This window comes from Methylobacterium sp. Leaf100 (assembly GCF_001422845.1).
GTDB lineage: Bacteria > Pseudomonadota > Alphaproteobacteria > Rhizobiales > Beijerinckiaceae > Methylobacterium.
The window spans coordinates 26909-44530 of the sequence record NZ_LMMW01000011.1; the positions used below are offsets into that span (position 1 = coordinate 26909).

Sequence of the window (17622 nt, forward strand, 5' to 3'; positions counted from 1 at the left end):
GCATCCCGTCTCAACGCTGCAATAGGGGAGTTGCGTCTATACAGGTTGCGGAGGGGGATGCGCAATTGCGATCGCGCGCATCCCGTCCCGCTCAGCACGGTATCAGGTGAACAGGCTGGACACGCTCGATTCCGTCGCGGTCCGGCCGATGGCCTCGCCCAGCAGCGGCGCGATGGTGGCGACCCGGATGTTGCGCGCGAGCTTGACCGCCTGCGTAGGCTGGATCGAATCGGTGATGACCAGCTCCTTCATCCGCGAGGCGGCGATGCGCGAGACCGCGCCGCCCGAGAGCACCCCGTGGGTGATGTAGGCCGACACGTCCTTGGCACCGGCGTTGAGCAGGGCCTCGGCGGCGTTCACCAGGGTGCCGCCGGAATCGACGATGTCGTCGACGAGGATGCAGGACCGACCCTCGACCTCACCGATGATGTTCATCACCTCAGATTCACCGGGGCGCTCGCGGCGCTTGTCGACGATGGCGAGCGTCGCGTCGATGCGCTTGGCGATGGCGCGGGCGCGCACCACGCCGCCGACGTCGGGCGAGACCACCATCCAGTCCTTGGGGTCGAGCCGCTCCTTGATGTCGCGCACCTTCACGGGGGCGGCGAACAGATTGTCGGTGGGGATGTCGAAGAAGCCCTGGATCTGGCCGGCATGCAGATCGAGGGTCATGACGCGGTCGGCACCGGCCTCGGTGATGAGGTTGGCGACGAGCTTGGCCGAGATTGGGGTCCTGCCCGAGGTGCGCCGGTCCTGGCGGGCATAGCCGAAATACGGGATCACCGCCGTGATGCGCCGGGCCGAGGAGCGTCGGGCCGCATCGATCATGATGAGCAGTTCCATCAGATGATCGTTGGCCGGAAACGACGTGGACTGGACGATGAAGACATCCTCGCCGCGGACGTTCTCCTGCAGTTCGACGAAGATTTCCATGTCGGCGAAGCGCCGGACCATGCATTTCGCCAGCGGCAGCTCGAGGTAGGCCGCGATGGCCTCGGCGAGCGGGCGGCTGGCATTGCCGGCGATGATCTTGATCGATGACGTCATGCCGGGGTCTTCATCTCGCGATCCTTCGCCCGCCGAGCCGTCCAACCAGGGTCACGAACCAAATCGTAGAAACCCGGAGCGGTTTGTCGGGCCGGTCCATACCAGCCGACGGGGGGGCGTCACAATGCCTTCACGCACTCTGCCCCTGCGCCCTGCACAGATCAGGGCTCGAGCAGCCGGTGCAGGTGCACGATGAAGTAGCGCGTCTCGGCGCTGTCGACCGTGGATTGCGCCTTGGCCTTCCAGGCGCTCTGGGCGGACGCGTAGTCGGGATAGATGCCGACGATATCGAGGTCCTTCACCTCGCGAAAGTTCACGCCGTCGAGGCTTTCCAGTTGCCCACCGAAGACCAGGTGCAGTTTCTGGGCGCTGTCGATCGTGGTTGTCATCGCGGCTCCTTCGTATCGTGCGGCCTGCCTTGGGGGCTGGCTCAGGCATGCGCCGTGCCGCGGTTCGCAAACGCGGCCCCGTTCGTCAACCCACGGGCGGGCAGGCGTGCGCGGCACAGCCGGGGCCGTTCGCGAGGCCGAGCCTTCAGCCTTCGAACAGGGAGCCCTGGACGAGGGCCTTGGCCGCCGCTTTCCGTGGGGCGCGCTTGGGACGCGCCGGTGCCGGAACGCCCTCCCCGCCCGATGCGGCGACGGTCTCGGCCCGCGCCGCCAGGGTGCCATCGGCGAATTCCAGGGTGAAGCGCTCGGCCGCCGACGCGGCCACGGTGCTGCGCAGGGCCGCGCCCGACCCGTCGCGAACCAGGGCGAAGCCGCGCGCCAGGACGGCGCGATAGCTCAGAGAAGCGAGGAGGCTCGCCAGGGTCCCGAGGCGGTCGCGGCGGCGCTCCGTGAGTCGGCCGCCGGCCCGGTCGAGGCGGCCCTGGAGGGCATCGAGCCGGTCGCGGCGCCGTGCGCCCTCGGCATCGGCTCGGGCTAAAGTGGCGTCGCGCGCCACGACGAGGCGGCGGCCGAGATAGGCCAGGGCTTCGCCCCTGTGGCGGGTGCCATGGCGGAGCGCCGCGCCCGGCCGGTCACCGATGCGGGCCAGACGTCCCCGTGCGGTGGCGAGCGCGAGGGTCGGCGGATGCCGTACGAAGCGCTCGACGAGGCGTGACACTCTCAAACGATGCACGCGGGCATTGCCGGCCAGCGCCGGCCCCAGACGGGCCTCGGCGAGGTCGAGGCGCTGGCGCTTGACCGCCAGGAAGGTGTCGACCCCAGGCATCGCCCGGACGAGGGCGCGCAGATCGCTGCCCTCCCGGTCGAGCTTGCGCTCGACGGCCTCGCGCTGTCGCCGAGCGAGGTCGGTCACCTCGGCCATGAGGTCCGCGCGCACCGGCACCGCCATTTCGGCGGCTCCCGTGGGAGTCGGCGCCCGCCGGTCGGAGACGAAGTCGATGAGGGTGGTGTCGGTCTCGTGGCCCACCGCGGAGATCAGTGGGATGACCGAGTCCGCAGCGGCACGCACCACCACTTCCTCGTTGAAGGCCCACAGATCCTCGATGGAGCCGCCGCCGCGTGCCACGATGAGCACGTCGGGGCGTGGGATCGCCCCACCGGGGAGAAGCGCGTTGAAGCCCCGGATTGCGGTGGCGATCTCGTCGGCCGCCCCCTCCCCCTGCACCCGCACGGGCCAGACGAGGACTGGACGGGGGAAGCGGTCGGCGAGGCGGTGGAGGATATCGCGGATGACCGCCCCCGTGGGCGAAGTCACCACGCCGACGACGCGCGGCAGGTAGGGAATCGGCCGTTTGCGCTCGGCCGCGAACAGACCCTCGGCGGCGAGCACGCGCTTGCGCTCCTCCAGCAACGCCATCCAGGCGCCGATGCCCGCTGGCTCCAGGGTCTCGATGACGATCTGGTACGAGGATTTGCCCGGAAACGTCGTGATCCGGCCCGTGGCGACGACCTCCAACCCCTCCTGCGGCTTCTGGCGAAGGCGGGCGAACGTGCCCTTCCACACCACCGCATCGATGCGGGCGGTGCCATCCTTCAGCGAGAAATAGGCGTGGCCCGAGCCGTGCTGGCCGCGAAAGCCCGATATCTCACCTCGTAGGCGGACATGGCCGAAGGCGTCTTCCAAGGTCCGCTTCAGGGCCGAGGCAAGGTCGCCGACAGACCATTCGGGGACGTTCGAGACGGGCACGCCGGATCTCGGAACGACGGAAGGCGGGGGAGGAACGGCCATAGCGGCGAACGCTAGTGTGGGGCGCCGTGCAGGTAAAGGGCGGCACCCTGAGGGCGTTCGAGCGTCAGGCCGCTCTGAGGTCGATTATAGTAAGATAGAGAGAAGCAGGGCGACGCAAGCGGTGGGGAAAGCGCCGACGGCCAAGGCCCAGTACCAGCTCGGTGCGCTGTGTGAACGGCGATTGTCGTTGCACGCCCGCATCGGCATCCGCCCGCTGACCACATACCGCGCGGCATTGATGCCCTGGAATCTGGGCGAAGCCATCGAATAAGAGACGGATTTGCGACATCCTGGCATGATCCATCTAGAACTCGGGAACGGGCACCGGGTTCCCAATGTCCTGTCGAGAAGATCGGGTTGGGCGTGCGTTGGGGCTCCATCCCGTGCAAAGCCGCGCGGACTGTCCGAATCCGCCTTTTCAAGGGCGCTCTTTTGGGGAAGAGCTTGGCCCATGAACATCCTCCTCATCGGCTCCGGGGGGCGCGAGCATGCCCTCGCCTACGCGCTGACCAAGAGCCCGCTCTGCGAGCGTCTGTTTTCCGCGCCGGGCAATCCCGGAACCGCGGCGTTCGGTCAGAATCGACCGGACCTCGACGTCGCCGACCACTCCGCCGTCCAGGCGTTCTGTGCGCAGAACACCATCGGCCTCGTGGTGATCGGACCCGAGGTGCCCCTCGTGGCCGGCCTCGTGGACGACCTCGCCGCGGCCGGCATCCGCGCGTTCGGTCCGACGAAGGCCGCCGCCCAACTCGAGGGCTCGAAGGGCTTCACCAAGGATCTGTGCGCCGCGTACGGCATTCCCACCGCTGCCTTCGCGCGCTTCACGAATCGTGATGCCGCCCTCGCCTACCTTGCCGAGCGCGGTGCGCCCATCGTGGTGAAGGCCGATGGCCTCGCCGCCGGCAAGGGCGTCGTGGTGGCCGAGACCCTCGATCAGGCCGAGGCCGCCGTGCGGGCCATGCTGACCGAGCCCGGCGCCGAAATCGTCATCGAGGAGTGCCTGTTCGGCGAGGAGGCAAGCTTCTTCGCCCTGTGCGACGGAACGCGCGCCGTCCCCATCGGTACGGCCCAGGACCACAAGCGGGTGTTCGACGGGGATCGCGGTCCCAACACCGGCGGCATGGGCGCGTACTCGCCCGCCACCATCCTCACCCCCGCCCTGGAGCGGACGGTGATGGAGACCATCATCGCGCCGACCCTCGCCGGCATGCGCGCTCGTGGAACGCCGTTCACCGGCATCCTCTATGCCGGCCTCATGCTCACGGTCGATGGGCCGAAACTCATCGAGTACAACACCCGCTTCGGCGATCCCGAGGCGCAGGTGCTGATGCCGCGCCTCGCCGGAGACCTCCTCCCGGCCCTGATCGCGGCCTGCGACGGCAACGTGTCCGGCGTCGATCTCCCGTTCGACGAAAGTCGCGCGGCGCTGACCGTGGTGATGGCGGCGGCCGGTTATCCCGGCGCGGTGATGCGCGGCTCGGTGATCCGGGGGGTCGACGCGGCGGATGCGAGCGACGACGTCATCGTGTTCCAGGCCGGCACCCGCATCGAGAACGGGCAGCTGCTCGCCGATGGCGGACGCGTGCTCACCGTGACGGCCCTGGGGGCCAGTATGATGGAAGCCCAGGCCCGCGCTTACACGGCCATCGCCCGGATCGACTGGCCGGAAGGGTTCTGCCGCCGGGACATCGGCCGCCGCGCCGTGGCCCGCGAGGTCGCCGGCGGGGGGATCTGAAGCGCTGTCCTTCGTCCGTTTGAGGGCAACGCTCCAAATTCCCGTCGTTGTCGCGACTTTCGCCGAAGGCCGGTCTCAGCATTTCGGGGCGATGCTCTGGCGTTCGCCTCGCGGAGCGTAGCCATCCGGTTCGGGCCGGGGAGGCCAAAGGCTCGGCGGTGACCTATCTCGGGAGGCACGGAGCCCCAACCTCGAGCGCAAAGGCATCAGCATGGATACATCGGCAGGCCATGGCCGATACGGCTACAGCGCGCTGCCCGATCGGCCGGTCTACGACTGGCCGGGGGGCAAGCGCTTGGCCGTGTACGTCGCCCTCAACCTCGAAACCTTTGATTTCGGATCTGGGCTCGGCGCCGAGCTCGCGCCCGGAGGCCCCCAACCGGACGTGCTGAACTACGCTTGGCGCGATTGGGGAAACCGCGTCGGCGCGTGGCGGATGAAGGCGATGCTCGACAGTCTCGCCCTGTCGGCGAGCGTGCTCGTCAACAGTCGGCTCTATGCGGATTGCCCGGGACTCATCGAAGCGTTCCGGGCCCGTGGCGACGAGATCGTCGGCCACGGCCGCACCAATGCCGAGCGTCAGGGCACCCTAGACGAGGCCGCCGAGCGGCACCTCATCGCCGAGGCGACGGAGATCCTCGCCCGGCACGAGGGCGAGCCGCCGGCTGGTTGGCTCGGCCCCTGGATCTCGCAATCGCGGGTGACGCCGGATCTCCTGGCCGAGGCCGGGTACCGCTACCTTCTCGACTGGGCGCATGACGATCAGCCGGTGTGGTTCGCGACGCGCGGAGGGCGGCGCATCCTCTCGGTGCCTTATCCGCAGGAACTGAACGATATCCCGGCCGTCGTCGCCCGCAAGGACACCGGCCGTCAGTTCGCGGAAGCCCTCGTCGACGGCTTCGACGAGATGCTGGTCCAGTCTCGGGATGCCCCCCTGGTCATGGGGATCGCATTGCATCCCTACATCGTCGGCCAGCCACACCGCCTGAAGCCCTTGCGTGCGGCCCTGGAGCACATCGCGGCGCACCGGGACGCGGTCTGGCTCACCACCGCCGGTGCCATCGCCGACCATGTTTACGCGATGGCCGACGGGGCGCCCGCCGTGAACGAATAACGCGTTTCGCGACCCCCAAACAGCGACACCCCGAGGATTTCTCCTCGGGGTGTCGCCTCGACGAAAGCGGCCAGATGATCGGGGCTGGGGACGCTCAGGCCGAACCTGAAGGTCCCGCAGGTCCTAGTACGAGCCGAACTTGTAGTTCAGGCCGGCGCGGACGACGGCGAACTCGGTGCCGGAGTTGCGGCCGGCGAAGCCGGGCTGACGGTAGACGACGTTGTTGGTGTCGACGGCGTAGACGCCGGCATTGCGGTTGTTCTGGTCGAGGTTGACGTACAGGCCTTCGACCTTGAACGTCACGGCCGAGGACTTGAAGAAGTTGAAGAACGAGTCCGTGGGGAGCGCGTATTCGATGCCACCGCCGGCGGCCCAGCCGGTGCGGAAGCTGTCGTTGCCGCGGAAGCCGCCGAAGGAGCGCTCCTCGCTGCCGGCGCCGTAGGCGAAGCCGCCGGTGCCGTACACGAGGGTGCGGTCGAAGGCGTAGCCGAGGCGGCCGCGGACGGTGCCGAAGTAGTCGAGGCTGGCGGTGCCGCGGGGATCGACGAAGGTGACGCCGGCGACGGGGGCGAAGCCGGGGGTCAGGACGAAGTTGTTCCGGCTACGGCCGAAGTCGACGTACTGGGCGTCGGCTTCGATACCGACGACCACGCCCGAGCCCGGGGTGAACTGGTAGTTGTAGCCGATCTGACCACCGCCGGTGAAACCTTCGTTCGAACGGTCGGAGTAGGCGACCTGCGAGGGGCCACCGGCGCCGGCGAGACCAGCGGCGCCGCCGCGGACCAGGTTCGGGAACACGTTGTTGTAGACGTTGGTGTCGCGGTTGGAGGCGTCGAAGCCGTAACCGGCGTTGAAACCGGCGTAGAAGCCCGTCCAGGTGAACACCGGCACCGGCACGAACACCGGCGGAGCCGCACGGCGCGGAAGGTCGGCGGTGCTGGCGAGGAAGAGCGTCTTGAACATTGTGTGACTGCCAGAAAAGCTGAGGCGCACTCTCGGTGCGGCGTGACCTGGGCTTAGCAAGGCTTGGCACGACGCTTCTAGTGTATTTCGGCAACACCGAGATTAGATCGCATCATCAATGGAAAAGACCAGTCCTTTACTTTGTGTTTACATTAATTGTTTGAGTGGAGGCGATAACGCAGGGTTTGCCATTCGGTTCCCCGATAGGGTCGCTTTTTTAGGATTTGCCCGAATGGCCCGGGTGATCACGCGAGCCTCAGCGCGGCGCGAACACCGTGATGTTGCTGTTGAGTTGATAGGCGGGGGCGGGCGGCGTGTTGACGAACCGCAGGCGGATAGGACTTTCGCCGAGGATCGCTCCGAAGGCCGGTGTGACGGAGATCGGAAGGCACCGTGACAGGGCGTCAGTGGCAGCGTCCTCGTAGCGTTTGCGGGCTTCCCCGTCGCCGTTCAGCCGCCGGGCGGTGACGAGGGGCGGCCCTCGCAGGGCGCCCGTCTTGTCGAGGCCGAAGCGGAACGCGATCAACGATCCCTCCGTCCCCGGCGGCACCGACCAGCACGCGGCCAGAGCGGTGCGAAGATCCATCCAGTTGTTGATGGGTGACGGACCCTGGGCCAGGGCGGCTGCGCACAAGACGGTGCACACGCCTCCGAGAAGCGCCGCGCTGAAGGGGCGTCCGCTCGCCCGTGATCGTGTCCGTCCGGTGCGCATGCCCCGCATCTTAGGCGAGCGTTTACGCCTGTGTAAAATCGCCTTGGACTCTTCGCTCAGTGTTCCCGCTCGGGTGGCGCCAGGTCGCCGGGAATCCGACGCGGGTCGCCGTAGAGGTCGTCGAGCGCCCCGAGGACGGCCTTGGTCCAGCGTCCGGTCCCGTCGTCGCCGGGATGCCCGCCGGCATAGGCCTCGATCCAGAAGTCGATCTCCTCGTCGCCGAGGTGGATCGTCCGGATTCGCTGGCGGAGGCGAAGCAGATCGGTGCGTGCGCGCAATTCGACCTCGTCCTCGCGCAGGTCGTCGCGGGCCTCCCGCACGGAGATCAGCTGGGTCGCGGAGGACAGGGTGGTACGGTCGAACGCCAGGACGGCACCCTGCCGAACATCGCGGGCGGTGAGCCCCGCCGCACCGTCGTCCCGGCGGTCCTGCATCGCCTGGGCGACGAGGCCTGCCACGGTGCGATCCCGGAAGAAGCGCAGGCTCGGCCGGTCGCCGTCTCCTGTCGGGGCCACGGACAGCCGGTCGAGGATCCAGGCCTCGACCAGATCGGGCACGACGATGGGGTGATGCAGCTGCATCCCCGCGCTCAGTCCGCCGTCCAGGTCTGACCGTGATACACGAACACGTCCGGCCGGCTCGCCAGGGCGGCGAGGCCCGAAAGGGCCGGGTCGTGGAGGGCGATCACGCTGGTGGGAATCGCCTCCATCTGCGCCACGAAGGGCGGCTTGTGCTCGAAGGCGGCGCGGAAGCCACCCTGGTGCAGCACATCGATGATCCGGGGGGCGATGCCGCCGCCGATATAGACCCCGCCGGTGGCGAGGAACGTCAGGGCGAGGTCGCCGCAGACCCGGCCGAGCAGCTTGGCGAAGAGCGCGAGGGCGGCCGCCGCATCCGGGTCCGTGCCGCCGAGTCCTGCCTCGGTGACCGCGGCGGGATCGAGCCTGGGGCCGTCCTCTCCAGTGCGCAGACGATGCAGACCGGCGTGCAGGCGCGACAGGCCTGGCCCGGAGAGCAACGCCTCGACGGTGATCCGTCCCTCGATCCGCTCCAGGTGCGGCCACAGGGCGTGCTCCTCGGCGTCGCTCGGGCCGAAATCCACGTGCCCGCTCTCCGTCGAGACGATGGCGAGGCGATCCCCCACGGGCAGCAGGGCCGCCGCGCCGAAACCCGTGCCGGGGCCGAGGACGAGGCGGGCGCCCTGATCACCCTTGATCCCACCCTCGCGATGGGGACCCACCGGGGTCAACTCGCCGGGACTGATCTCGGCCGCGCCCGCCGCCACCGGCACGTAGTCGTTGACGATCACCGCCCGCGACAGGCCGAAATCCCGGCCGATCCGCGCGCCTTCGATCACCCAATGGGCGTTGGTAAGCTGTACCGCCGGGCCATCGACGCGCGCGGCGACGGCCAGGATGGCCGAGCGCGGCGGCGGACCGCCACCTTCGGCGAGCGCCGCCCGGATCGCGGCGCTCGGGTCTGGATGGCCGGCCGTCTCGACATGGGCGAGAAGGCGCGGCTGTGCACCGGACTTCGGCACCACGGCGAAGCGGGCGTTGGTGCCGCCGATATCGCCGACGAGGACCGGAAATTCGAACATGCGCGCTCCTTTTCGAAAAAGGCCGGGTTCTCAGGTGTGGCTGACGCGGGTGTGGCCGTTCTGGGCGCGGCCGGGTCAGGCCGGCGGCAGGGCGTCGGGATCGATGGGGGCCCCGTCGGCCCAGGCGTAGAGCAGCCGGCGCACGTCCTCCGGGGTGGCGAGGCGCCGTGTGGCGATGGTTTCGGCCGCGCCGATGCGGACGCTGACGCCCCCGCTCGCGTTGACCACCGCGAAGGCCTTCTCGTCGGTGAGGTCGTCGCCGAGGAAGATCGCCCGGCGGCCGGCATAGGGCGGGGCTTGCGCGAATACCCGGATGGCCTGGCCCTTGGTGGCCGAGGCGGGCACGATCTCGCCTACCGCCTTGCCGAGCTGGAGCCGGTAGGCGGCACCCAGGGCATCGGCGGTGATCTTGACCGCCGCTTCCGCGAGCGCCGCGTCGGCCGGACTGGCGAGGCGCCAATGCACCGCCACCGACGCGCCCTTGTCTTCGATCAGAACGGCATCGAGCCCGGCGACGGCCGCGGTCAGGCCGGCGATGCGGGCACGCAGTTCCGGATGGTTCTCGGCGCCTCCCCCGCTCACGACGCCGTCGACCCGCCGCTCGACCCCATGCAGGCCGGCGATATCGAACCGGGCCGGCGCCAGGAAATCGTCGATCACCCCGATGGGCCGACCGGTGACGACGGCGAGCGCGCCGCCGAGGCGGGTGCGCAGCCGCTCCAGGGTGCCCGGCAGGGCCGGATCGACCCGGACCAGATCGGGCCGGGGGGCGATTTCCACGAGGGTCCCGTCGAAGTCGAGGTAGAGGGCGAAGTCGGTCGGCTCGGTCACGCTCTCGGTCACGCTTCGCGTCCCTCCATCCAAGACCGGCCTGCGCTAGCATGACGCGCGCCAGTGGAAAACGGGGCGCGGCCCACGCCGTGCCCTAACTCACGCATCCGTATCCCGACGCCAGGAGCCCGCTGCGCATGTGGCCGACACCGATTCACCCCGGTCCCGACGAGGAGAGCGTCTGGGATTACCCGCGGCCGCCCCGCCTGGAGCGCGTCGCCCGGCGCCTGCGGGTGGTGTTCTCGGGCGAGACCATCGCCAGCACGGTGGCGGGCTGGCGCGTCCTCGAGACCAGCCATCCGCCGACCTACTACATCCCGCCCGCCGACGTGGCCCCAGGCGTGCTCGGCCCGCCGCGCCGGGCCGGCCTCTGCGAGTGGAAGGGCCGCGCCGTGCTCCACGACGTCTCGGCCGGCGGGCGCCGCGCCGAGGGGGCGGCCTGGGCCTATCCCGATCCCACGCCGGATTTTCGCGCCATCGCCGGATACCTCGCCTTCTATGCCGGACCGATGGACGGCTGCTTCGTCGGCGACGTCCGCGCCACGCCGCAGCCCGGCGGGTTCTACGGCGGTTGGATCACGCCGGGCCTCGTCGGCCCGTTCAAGGGTGGTCCCGGCTCCATGGGTTGGTAGGACCATGGCGCCGGGGTTGCGTCCCCGTCAGGCCCGGCTACATGCCGTCACGGTGTGATGGAGCGATGGCATGCACGGTGAGATCGACGTCGAGGCGCGGGCGGTGGGGCTGTGCCCGGATCGCCTGGGGCGAATCGACGGCTGGATGGAGCGGCTGGTGGCCGACGGGAAGCTCGCCGGCCTCTCGGTGATGGTGGCGCGGGCGGGCAAGACCGCGTATTTCCGCACCCACGGTCTCGCCGACATCGCCCGGGAGAAGCCGTTCGCCCCCGACACCATCGCGCGCATCTATTCGATGACGAAGCCGCTCACCTCGGTGGCGGTGATGATGCTCTACGAAGAGGGGCGCTTCCAGCTCGACGATCCCATCACCCGTTTCCTGCCGGACTTCTCCGACATGCGGGTGCTCACCGGCGGCAACCGGGTGAAGTTCGACAGCGAGCCGGCGCAGCGCGCCATCACCATCCGCGACCTCCTCACCCATACCTCCGGCCTGACCTACGGCTTCATGGAGGCCACCCTCGTCGATGGCCTCTACCGCCAGAACGGCGTCGATTTCGGCGAGGCGCAGACCGACAGCCTCGCCACCGTGGTGGAGCGCCTTGCCCGCCAGCCCCTGCTGGCCCAGCCCGGGGCCGAGTGGAACTACAGCGTCGCCACGGACGTCCTCGGTTACCTCGTCGCGGTCGTGTCCGGCCAGGACTTCGCGGAGTTCATGCGGGAGCGCGTCCTGGCGCCGCTCGGCATGCTCGACACGGATTTCTTCGTTCCACCCGACAAGGTCGAGCGGTTCGCGGCGAATTACAGTCTGTTTCGCGAGCGCAGCCTGAAGCTCTACGACGATTGCGTCGGGAGCCGGTTCGCGCGTCCGCCGGTGGTGGCCTCCGGCGGCGGCGGCCTCGTCTCCACGGCGGGGGACTACATGCGCTTCTGCCGCTTCCTCCTGGCGCGCGGAGAACTCGACGGCGTGCGGCTGCTGGGGCGCAAGACCGTCGATCTCATGCTCACGAACCACCTCGACGGCGATCTGGCCGCCATGGGCCAGCCGCGCTTCTCCGAGACGGCCTATACGGGCATCGGTTTCGGGCTCGGCTTCTCGGTGATGCTCGATCCGGCCCGTGCGCAGATCGTCGGGACGCCCGGCGAGGCCGCCTGGGGCGGGCTCGCCAGCACCGCATTCTGGGTCGACCCGGCCGAGGATCTCGCGGTGGTGCTCCTCGCCCAGCTCATCCCGTCCTCGGCCCTGCCGATCCGCCGGGAGTTGCGGGTGCTGACCTACGCCGCCCTGGTGGACTGATCCAAAGCTACAAAAAGCCGGCTCCGCTGGGCGAAGCCGGCTCGAAATTTTCCCGATGAGTCCTGCGGCTCGATGCGGGCGACGCGCGATCCTACTCCGCCGCGGGGGCGGCGGGTGCGGTTCCGGGAGCGGCCGGCTTCGCGCCCGGCTTCGGGGCCGCGGGCTTGGGCGCCCATTCGGCGTCGGAACGCGGGCCGCCGGGCTGGTTCGTCGCCGCGGTGAGCTGGCCCGGAACCACGTCGTTGACCTTGCTCCAGGTCTGCGATCCGCACAGGAACCCGAGCATGCAGCCCCGCACGGACAATTCGGTGGGCTGATCGGCCCACATGGTCACGTCGTAGAACTTGCCCTCGTCGGCGTTGTAGATCTTCCCGGCGTAACGAGCGTCGGCATCCGGCTTCAGACCCATGATGAGCTGGTGCCCCAGCGACGGGCGTGCCTGCTTCTTGGTGTCGGGATTCTTGAAGTCGACGCGGGGCTGGCCCTTGTCGTTCAACGGCACCTTCAGCCAGACGACGTAGCCGCACAGGTTGGTGTTCTGCGAACCGCATTTCTCGACGCGGATTCGCGCGCGGCCATCCTCGGTGAGGTAGGTCCCGGTCGCGTCGTTGGGCGTGGCGGCCAGGGCGGACCCGGGCAGCGCGGCCAGGGTCAGGCCGGCCAGAGCGGCGAGGGTCGATCGGTCGATCATCTGTTGGACATCCTCAAACTTCGAAAATCTGCCGGGCGGCGCCATCAGCCGTGTCGTGTCGGCCCGCCGGAGCCGCGCCGGACGACCGTCACCGGGCCACACGCGGTCGTCGCCCCGTGCGGTGATGCCCCGCCTTCGGACGCGAAGGTGACCGGATCATGACCACCACGCCCTGCCATTGCCGGAATCCGGCTCCCAGGTCGTCGGTCCGGGCCCGAACGCAAAAAGCCGGCGCTTTCGCGCCAGCTCTTGGGGCTTCGTGATGGGGGCGCGCTTATTCGGCAGCGGTCATCTCGGCCGTGAAGTGACCGCACCAATCCTTGGACGCCACCACCGGCCAAAGGCCCGGGGACTTCGGCTCCGGCTGGCTCACGGGCGGATTGAAGCGGCACAGGCCCGCATCGCCGGCTGCCGCGCCGCCGTTGAGCTTGTGATCGTCGAAGAAGCGGCAGCTCTCGCAGGCGATGCTGTGGTTGCTGGTCATTGTGTCTCTCTCGGTCGGATGGGCAGTCGCTCCGCCCGCGCCGTTCTTAATTAGAATAACTCCAATCAGGCGTCAACGTGGTTTTCGGCGCTTGGTCGTCGTCGGTCCGTTGGTGTGCCTGGAATTCCGCTTTGCCGCTGGATCGACCGTCACGATCCGCGCTTCGGCTTGACGGGGTGCTCGGCGAAGCCCTAGCGTGACCGTGACGGTTCCTCTCCGGAGGATCAAAAGGGAACGCGGTGAGGGCTTCGGCTCGATGCCGCGGCTGCCCCCGCAACTGTAAGCGGCGAGCCCATCATCAACACGTCACTGGGTCTTCCGGATCTGCCAAGATCCCGGCCTGGGAAGACGATGAGAGGGCGGTGACCCGCGAGCCAGGAGACCTGCCGTCAGTCGTGGTCACACGCGAAACGCATCGGGCGGGGTGTCCTGATGGGTGTCGGGGCGTTCGCATGCCGCGAACGGATCGGCCTCGTTCGCGGTGACGTGCCACACCGCGCCCCGTGCGCGCCCGCCGTTTCCGCATGCGCCCGCCCGAACCACTGCCTTCATTGCCTATCGATCGTGATCGCGTACCGCACCCGTGCGGCCGTCGAGCTCATGCGTCGTCGCACGAAAAGGCTTGGCCAGGACTGAACGATTGTAACATTATAACATTCGTTTTAGGCGTGGTGGAAGCGTCGTCGCGTACGTCGCGCGCCCTCGGACAATTCGCATCGCCATGCTGTTTCCACGTTCCTGCCTCGCGCATCATCCCGGTCCCGGGATCGTCGGAGGATGTCTTCTCCTTGTCCTCGCTCCCATCGCGGCCTCGGCGCAGGAGCCGGCCGTCACCCTCGACACCCTGTCGGTGGCCGGTTCCGGCGTCGCGCCCGCCGGGCTCAACCTGCGCACGGTGGATCGCGGCGCCAGCCGCCTCGGTCTGACGCCCCTGGAGACGCCGGCCAGCGTCGACGTGATCGCGGGCGAGACCGCGCGCCGGCGTGGCCAGAACACCGTCGCGGAGGCCGTGACAGAGAACGCCACCGGCATCACCACCGTGGCGGCCCCCGGCAACGGCAATGGGGCCTTCACGGCGCGCGGATTCGCCGGCCCGAACTCGATCCAGCAGCTCTACGACGGCACGCGCCTCTACGTGGGCGCCGGCACCGTCACCTTCCCGTTCGACACCTGGAACGTCGAGCGCATCGAGGTCCTGCGCGGCCCGGCCTCGGTACTCTACGGCGACGGGGCCATCGGCGGCGTCGTCAACGTGGTGACGAAGAAGCCGGTGTTCACGCCTATCAACGAGGCCCGCGCGGCCCTGGGCTCGGACGGTCTCGCCCGCCTCGCCCTCGATTCCGGCGGCCCCATCGGTGAGGCCCTGGCCTACCGCTTCAACATCAGCGGCAACCGGTCCGGCGGCTGGATGCAGCCCGACGGAGATTTTCGTAACCTCGCGGTCTCCGGCGCGCTGACCTTGCAGGCGGCCCCCGACCTCGCCTTCACACTCAGCCACGACCTCGGCTACCAGGAGCCCGCCCGCTACTGGGGTACGCCGCTGGTCAACGGGCGGATCCTCGATTCCATCCGGTTCAACAACTACAACGTCCGCGACGCCAAGATTTTTTGGACGGACAACTGGACCCAGCTCAGGACCGAGTGGAGCCCGAGCGCCGACATCACCGTGCGCAACACCGCCTACCGGCTCCAGAGCCGGCGCCAGTGGCTCGACGTCGAGCAATACGCCTTCAACCGAGGCACCGGCCGCATCGACCGCTCGGACTACCTTGAGATCTACCACCACCAGGAACAGGTCGGGAACCGCCTCGACGCGACGGTCCGGGGCACCCTGTTCGGGTTCCGCAACGAATTTCTGGCCGGGTTCGACGTCAATCACATCGCCTTCCGGCACACTAACAACTTCCAGTCCGAGGGCGGCGGTCTCACCACGAGCGTCGATCCGTTCGCCTACGATCCCGGCCTGTTCCCGGCCAACGGCCGCGCCTCGCCCGCCTATGCCACGTCGACCAACCAGGCCTCGGTCTTCGCCGAGAACCGCCTGATCCTGTCGGATCAGCTCTCGCTGCTGACGGGCGTGCGCTTCGACGCCCCGACCCTGAACCGCCGGAACCTCGTCTCCGGCGCCACCTTCCAGCGCGACTTCCAGGCCCTGAGCTACCGCTTCGGTGCCGTCTACGCCCCGACGCCAGACCTCTCCCTCTACGCCCAATACGCCACCGCCACCGATCCGGTGGGGAGCCTCATCACCCTGTCGCAGAGTCTGGCGAACTTCCGCCTCTCCACCGGCCAGCAGGTCGAGGTCGGCGCCAAGGGCATCGCCTTCGGGGGGCTGGCCGAGTGGACGCTCGCCGGCTACCGCATCGTCAAGGACAACCTCGTCTCCACCGTGCCGGGCCAGCCCACCGTCTCGACCCAGGTCGGCCGGCAATCCTCGCAGGGCGTCGAGGCGGCCGTGTCCCTCCACCTTTTCGACGCCTGGCGTGTGGATGCCAACGTCGCCCTCCTCCATGCCCAGTACGACGACTTCAACCAGAGCGTCGCCGGCGCAGTGGTGTCCTATGCCGGGCGCCAACCCATCGACGTGCCGGAGCGCGTCGCCAACCTCTGGGTGAACTGGGCCTTCGCCCCGGCCTGGGAGGCGCGCATCGGCGTGCAGTATGTCGGTGAGACCTTCAGCGATTTCGGCAACATGGCCCGGCGCCCGGACTACGCCCTGCTCAATGCCGGGCTCGACTATCAGGTCGGGCCGGCCTCGCGCCTCTCCTTGCGCGCCTACAACCTCGCCGACACGGTCTACGCCATCAGCGGCAACGCCGTGAACGGGGTCGGCACCAACTGGCTCCTCGGCCGGCCGCGCTCGTTCGAGGTCGCCTACAGCGTCAGCTTCTGACGCGCCGTGCGCCGCCTCCTGAAACCAATGAAGCGGTGGCTGATCCTCGGCCACCGCTGGCTCGGCATCGCCACGGGGATGTTCCTCGCCACCTGGGTCCTATCGGGCTTGGTGATGATGTACGTCCCCTTCCCCAACCTGACGGAGGCGGCGCGGCTCGCCGGCCTGTCCCCCATCGCCTGGGATCGGGTGCGGCTCGGCCCCGACGCGGCGCTGAAGCCCCTCGGCCTGACGCGCCTGCCCCTCGCCCTGTCGCTCGGCATGCGCGGCGATGCGCCGGTCTACCGGACCATCCTCCCGACGGGCGAACTCGGGACGGTCTCGGCCGAGACCGGCGCGGTGCTGGGACCCCTGTCCGGGGCGGAAGCCCTGGCCCTCGTTCGGGCCCGGGGCGGGACCGGTCCGAACCCCAGCGTGACGACGATCCAGCGCGACCAGTGGACCGTGACGGCGCGCTACGATCCGTTCCGCCCGTTCCACGTCGTCGCCCACGACGATTCCGCCGGCACCGAGCGCTACGTCTCGCAGGTCACCGGCGCCGTCGTTTTAGAGACGACGCGGTTCGCGCGCGGCTGGAACTGGCTCGGGTCGATCCCGCACTGGATCTACCTCACGCCCCTGCGCGCCCGGGCCGAGCTGTGGCGCGACGTGGTGCTGTGGATCTCCGGCATCGCCGTGGCCAGTGTCCTGAGCGGCCTCGTCCTCGGGGTCTGGCGCCTGCGCCTGCGCCGGCCCTACGCTATGGGAGTCTCGCCCTATCGCGGCGTTATGCGTTGGCACCACCTGTTCGGGATCGTCGGCGGCGTGGCGCTCCTCGGCTGGGTCGCGAGCGGTTGGCTGTCGATGAACCCGAACCGCTGGTTCTCCGGGCCGAGCCCAACACCCGCCATGCGGAGCGCCGTCATGGGAGAAGCGCCCCTCCCCGGCTTCGACGCCCTGCGCACCGTCGCCGTGTCCGGTCTCGTCGAGATTCGGTTCACCGGCATCGCCGGACAGGTCCACGCGGTCGCCACCAATGCGGACGGGCGACGCCGGGTCGAACCGCCTGTGGCGCCGCAATCCTTGAGCACGGCGGCGGCGCGCATCCTGCCGGGCGCGCAGGTCGTCGCGGCCGAGACCCTGACGGCCTACGACGCCTATTGGTACCCGCACCACGAGACACGGGTGCTGCCGGTGTTGCGCGTCCGGTTCGACGATCCGGCGGAGACCTCGGCCTATCTCGACCCGGAAACGGGCGAGATCCTGATGCGTCTCGACCGAAGCGGCCGGGCCAACCGCTGGCTGTTCTCCGCCCCCCACCGCTTCGATTTCGCGATCCTGACGCGCCACCGCCCGGCCTGGGACCTCGTCCTGTGGACCCTGAACGGGCTCGGCGCCGGCATCGCTCTCACGGGGATCGTGCTCGGCTGGCGGCGTCTGCGCCGCCCCGCGCCGTCTCGATGACG

At 69.2% G+C, this 17622-nt stretch carries 16 protein-coding genes and 1 riboswitch; of the genes, 6 read left to right on the plus strand and 10 right to left on the minus strand.

What is annotated here, in order from left to right; translation table 11 throughout:
• Positions 1–102: 102 nt before the first annotated feature.
• From ASF25_RS07930 to xseA, 3 genes are all read right to left on the minus strand, one after another.
• A complete protein-coding gene (locus ASF25_RS07930; RefSeq protein WP_056169120.1) occupies positions 103–1047 on the minus strand; it encodes a ribose-phosphate pyrophosphokinase in 945 nt (314 codons plus the stop codon).
• 161 nt (positions 1048–1208) lie between these two features.
• Positions 1209–1436: a DUF4170 domain-containing protein gene (locus tag ASF25_RS07935; protein WP_056304281.1), complete on the minus strand. Its 228-nt coding sequence runs from the start codon at positions 1434–1436 to the stop codon at positions 1209–1211.
• A 145-nt stretch (positions 1437–1581) separates the two neighbouring features.
• Positions 1582–3225, minus strand: a complete 1644-nt coding sequence (gene xseA, locus ASF25_RS07940) for an exodeoxyribonuclease VII large subunit (RefSeq protein WP_056304282.1) — start codon at positions 3223–3225, stop codon at positions 1582–1584.
• Between the two features lie 451 nt (positions 3226–3676).
• Between xseA and purD the strand changes: the two genes are divergently transcribed.
• Positions 3677–4960 carry a phosphoribosylamine--glycine ligase gene (purD, locus tag ASF25_RS07945; RefSeq protein WP_056263775.1) on the plus strand — a complete coding sequence of 428 codons (1284 nt, stop codon included), beginning with the start codon at positions 3677–3679 and terminating at the stop codon, positions 4958–4960.
• A gap of 211 nt (positions 4961–5171) precedes the next feature.
• Positions 5172–6074, plus strand: a complete 903-nt coding sequence (locus tag ASF25_RS07950; protein WP_056304283.1) for a polysaccharide deacetylase family protein — start codon at positions 5172–5174, stop codon at positions 6072–6074.
• A gap of 123 nt (positions 6075–6197) precedes the next feature.
• Here ASF25_RS07950 and ASF25_RS07955 read toward each other — a convergent pair whose 3' ends face one another.
• From ASF25_RS07955 to otsB, 5 genes are all read right to left on the minus strand, one after another.
• Positions 6198–7037, minus strand: coding sequence for a porin family protein (locus ASF25_RS07955; RefSeq protein WP_056304284.1), 840 nt, complete (start codon positions 7035–7037; stop codon positions 6198–6200).
• A gap of 256 nt (positions 7038–7293) precedes the next feature.
• Positions 7294–7623 carry a hypothetical protein gene (locus tag ASF25_RS07960; RefSeq protein WP_244472943.1) on the minus strand — a complete coding sequence of 110 codons (330 nt, stop codon included), beginning with the start codon at positions 7621–7623 and terminating at the stop codon, positions 7294–7296.
• A gap of 182 nt (positions 7624–7805) precedes the next feature.
• On the minus strand, positions 7806–8330 hold the full coding sequence (locus ASF25_RS07965) for a hypothetical protein (RefSeq protein WP_056169137.1): 525 nt from the start codon (positions 8328–8330) through the stop codon (positions 7806–7808).
• 8 nt (positions 8331–8338) lie between these two features.
• A complete protein-coding gene (locus ASF25_RS07970) occupies positions 8339–9349 on the minus strand; it encodes a glucokinase (protein WP_056304285.1) in 1011 nt (336 codons plus the stop codon).
• A gap of 75 nt (positions 9350–9424) precedes the next feature.
• Complete coding sequence (gene otsB / locus ASF25_RS07975; RefSeq protein WP_056304297.1) at positions 9425–10180, minus strand: trehalose-phosphatase; 756 nt, start codon at positions 10178–10180, stop codon at positions 9425–9427.
• A 137-nt stretch (positions 10181–10317) separates the two neighbouring features.
• On the opposite strand from otsB, the gene ASF25_RS07980 reads away from it, so the two are divergent.
• Together ASF25_RS07980 and ASF25_RS07985 are read left to right on the plus strand one after the other, a co-directional pair.
• Positions 10318–10812: a DUF427 domain-containing protein gene (locus ASF25_RS07980; RefSeq protein ID WP_056169143.1), complete on the plus strand. Its 495-nt coding sequence runs from the start codon at positions 10318–10320 to the stop codon at positions 10810–10812.
• A gap of 70 nt (positions 10813–10882) precedes the next feature.
• Positions 10883–12109: a serine hydrolase domain-containing protein gene (locus ASF25_RS07985; protein ID WP_056304286.1), complete on the plus strand. Its 1227-nt coding sequence runs from the start codon at positions 10883–10885 to the stop codon at positions 12107–12109.
• Positions 12110–12200: 91 nt separating this feature from the next.
• On the opposite strand, the gene ASF25_RS07990 is transcribed toward ASF25_RS07985, so the two are convergent.
• Together ASF25_RS07990 and ASF25_RS07995 are read right to left on the minus strand one after the other, a co-directional pair.
• Entirely contained in the window at positions 12201–12800 is a 600-nt protein-coding gene (locus ASF25_RS07990; RefSeq protein WP_056304287.1) for a DUF2147 domain-containing protein, read from the minus strand.
• 274 nt (positions 12801–13074) lie between these two features.
• Positions 13075–13284, minus strand: coding sequence for a hypothetical protein (locus ASF25_RS07995; RefSeq protein WP_056263763.1), 210 nt, complete (start codon positions 13282–13284; stop codon positions 13075–13077).
• A 189-nt stretch (positions 13285–13473) separates the two neighbouring features.
• Positions 13474–13690, plus strand: a riboswitch (cobalamin riboswitch).
• 315 nt (positions 13691–14005) lie between these two features.
• Here ASF25_RS07995 and ASF25_RS08000 point away from each other — a divergent pair.
• Both ASF25_RS08000 and ASF25_RS08005 read left to right on the plus strand, forming a co-directional pair.
• Positions 14006–16177: a TonB-dependent siderophore receptor gene (locus ASF25_RS08000; RefSeq protein ID WP_056304288.1), complete on the plus strand. Its 2172-nt coding sequence runs from the start codon at positions 14006–14008 to the stop codon at positions 16175–16177.
• Positions 16178–16204: 27 nt separating this feature from the next.
• A complete protein-coding gene (locus tag ASF25_RS08005; RefSeq protein WP_056304289.1) occupies positions 16205–17620 on the plus strand; it encodes a peptidase in 1416 nt (471 codons plus the stop codon).
• Positions 17621–17622 lie beyond the last annotated feature (2 nt).

What these genes read in the sequence shown, in the direction of transcription:
- ASF25_RS07930 (WP_056169120.1), bottom strand. Translation starts at nt 1,047, where the DNA reads ATGACGTCATCGATCAAGATCATCGCCGGCAATGCCAGCCGCCCGCTC.
- ASF25_RS07935 (WP_056304281.1), bottom strand. Translation starts at nt 1,436, where the DNA reads ATGACAACCACGATCGACAGCGCCCAGAAACTGCACCTGGTCTTCGGT.
- xseA (WP_056304282.1), bottom strand. Translation starts at nt 3,225, where the DNA reads ATGGCCGTTCCTCCCCCGCCTTCCGTCGTTCCGAGATCCGGCGTGCCC.
- purD (WP_056263775.1), top strand. Translation starts at nt 3,677, where the DNA reads ATGAACATCCTCCTCATCGGCTCCGGGGGGCGCGAGCATGCCCTCGCC.
- ASF25_RS07950 (WP_056304283.1), top strand. Translation starts at nt 5,172, where the DNA reads ATGGATACATCGGCAGGCCATGGCCGATACGGCTACAGCGCGCTGCCC.
- ASF25_RS07955 (WP_056304284.1), bottom strand. Translation starts at nt 7,037, where the DNA reads ATGTTCAAGACGCTCTTCCTCGCCAGCACCGCCGACCTTCCGCGCCGT.
- ASF25_RS07960 (WP_244472943.1), bottom strand. Translation starts at nt 7,623, where the DNA reads ATGGATCTTCGCACCGCTCTGGCCGCGTGCTGGTCGGTGCCGCCGGGG.
- ASF25_RS07965 (WP_056169137.1), bottom strand. Translation starts at nt 8,330, where the DNA reads ATGCAGCTGCATCACCCCATCGTCGTGCCCGATCTGGTCGAGGCCTGG.
- ASF25_RS07970 (WP_056304285.1), bottom strand. Translation starts at nt 9,349, where the DNA reads ATGTTCGAATTTCCGGTCCTCGTCGGCGATATCGGCGGCACCAACGCC.
- ASF25_RS07980 (WP_056169143.1), top strand. Translation starts at nt 10,318, where the DNA reads ATGTGGCCGACACCGATTCACCCCGGTCCCGACGAGGAGAGCGTCTGG.
- ASF25_RS07985 (WP_056304286.1), top strand. Translation starts at nt 10,883, where the DNA reads ATGCACGGTGAGATCGACGTCGAGGCGCGGGCGGTGGGGCTGTGCCCG.
- ASF25_RS07990 (WP_056304287.1), bottom strand. Translation starts at nt 12,800, where the DNA reads ATGATCGACCGATCGACCCTCGCCGCTCTGGCCGGCCTGACCCTGGCC.
- ASF25_RS07995 (WP_056263763.1), bottom strand. Translation starts at nt 13,284, where the DNA reads ATGACCAGCAACCACAGCATCGCCTGCGAGAGCTGCCGCTTCTTCGAC.
- ASF25_RS08000 (WP_056304288.1), top strand. Translation starts at nt 14,006, where the DNA reads ATGCTGTTTCCACGTTCCTGCCTCGCGCATCATCCCGGTCCCGGGATC.
- ASF25_RS08005 (WP_056304289.1), top strand. Translation starts at nt 16,205, where the DNA reads ATGAAGCGGTGGCTGATCCTCGGCCACCGCTGGCTCGGCATCGCCACG.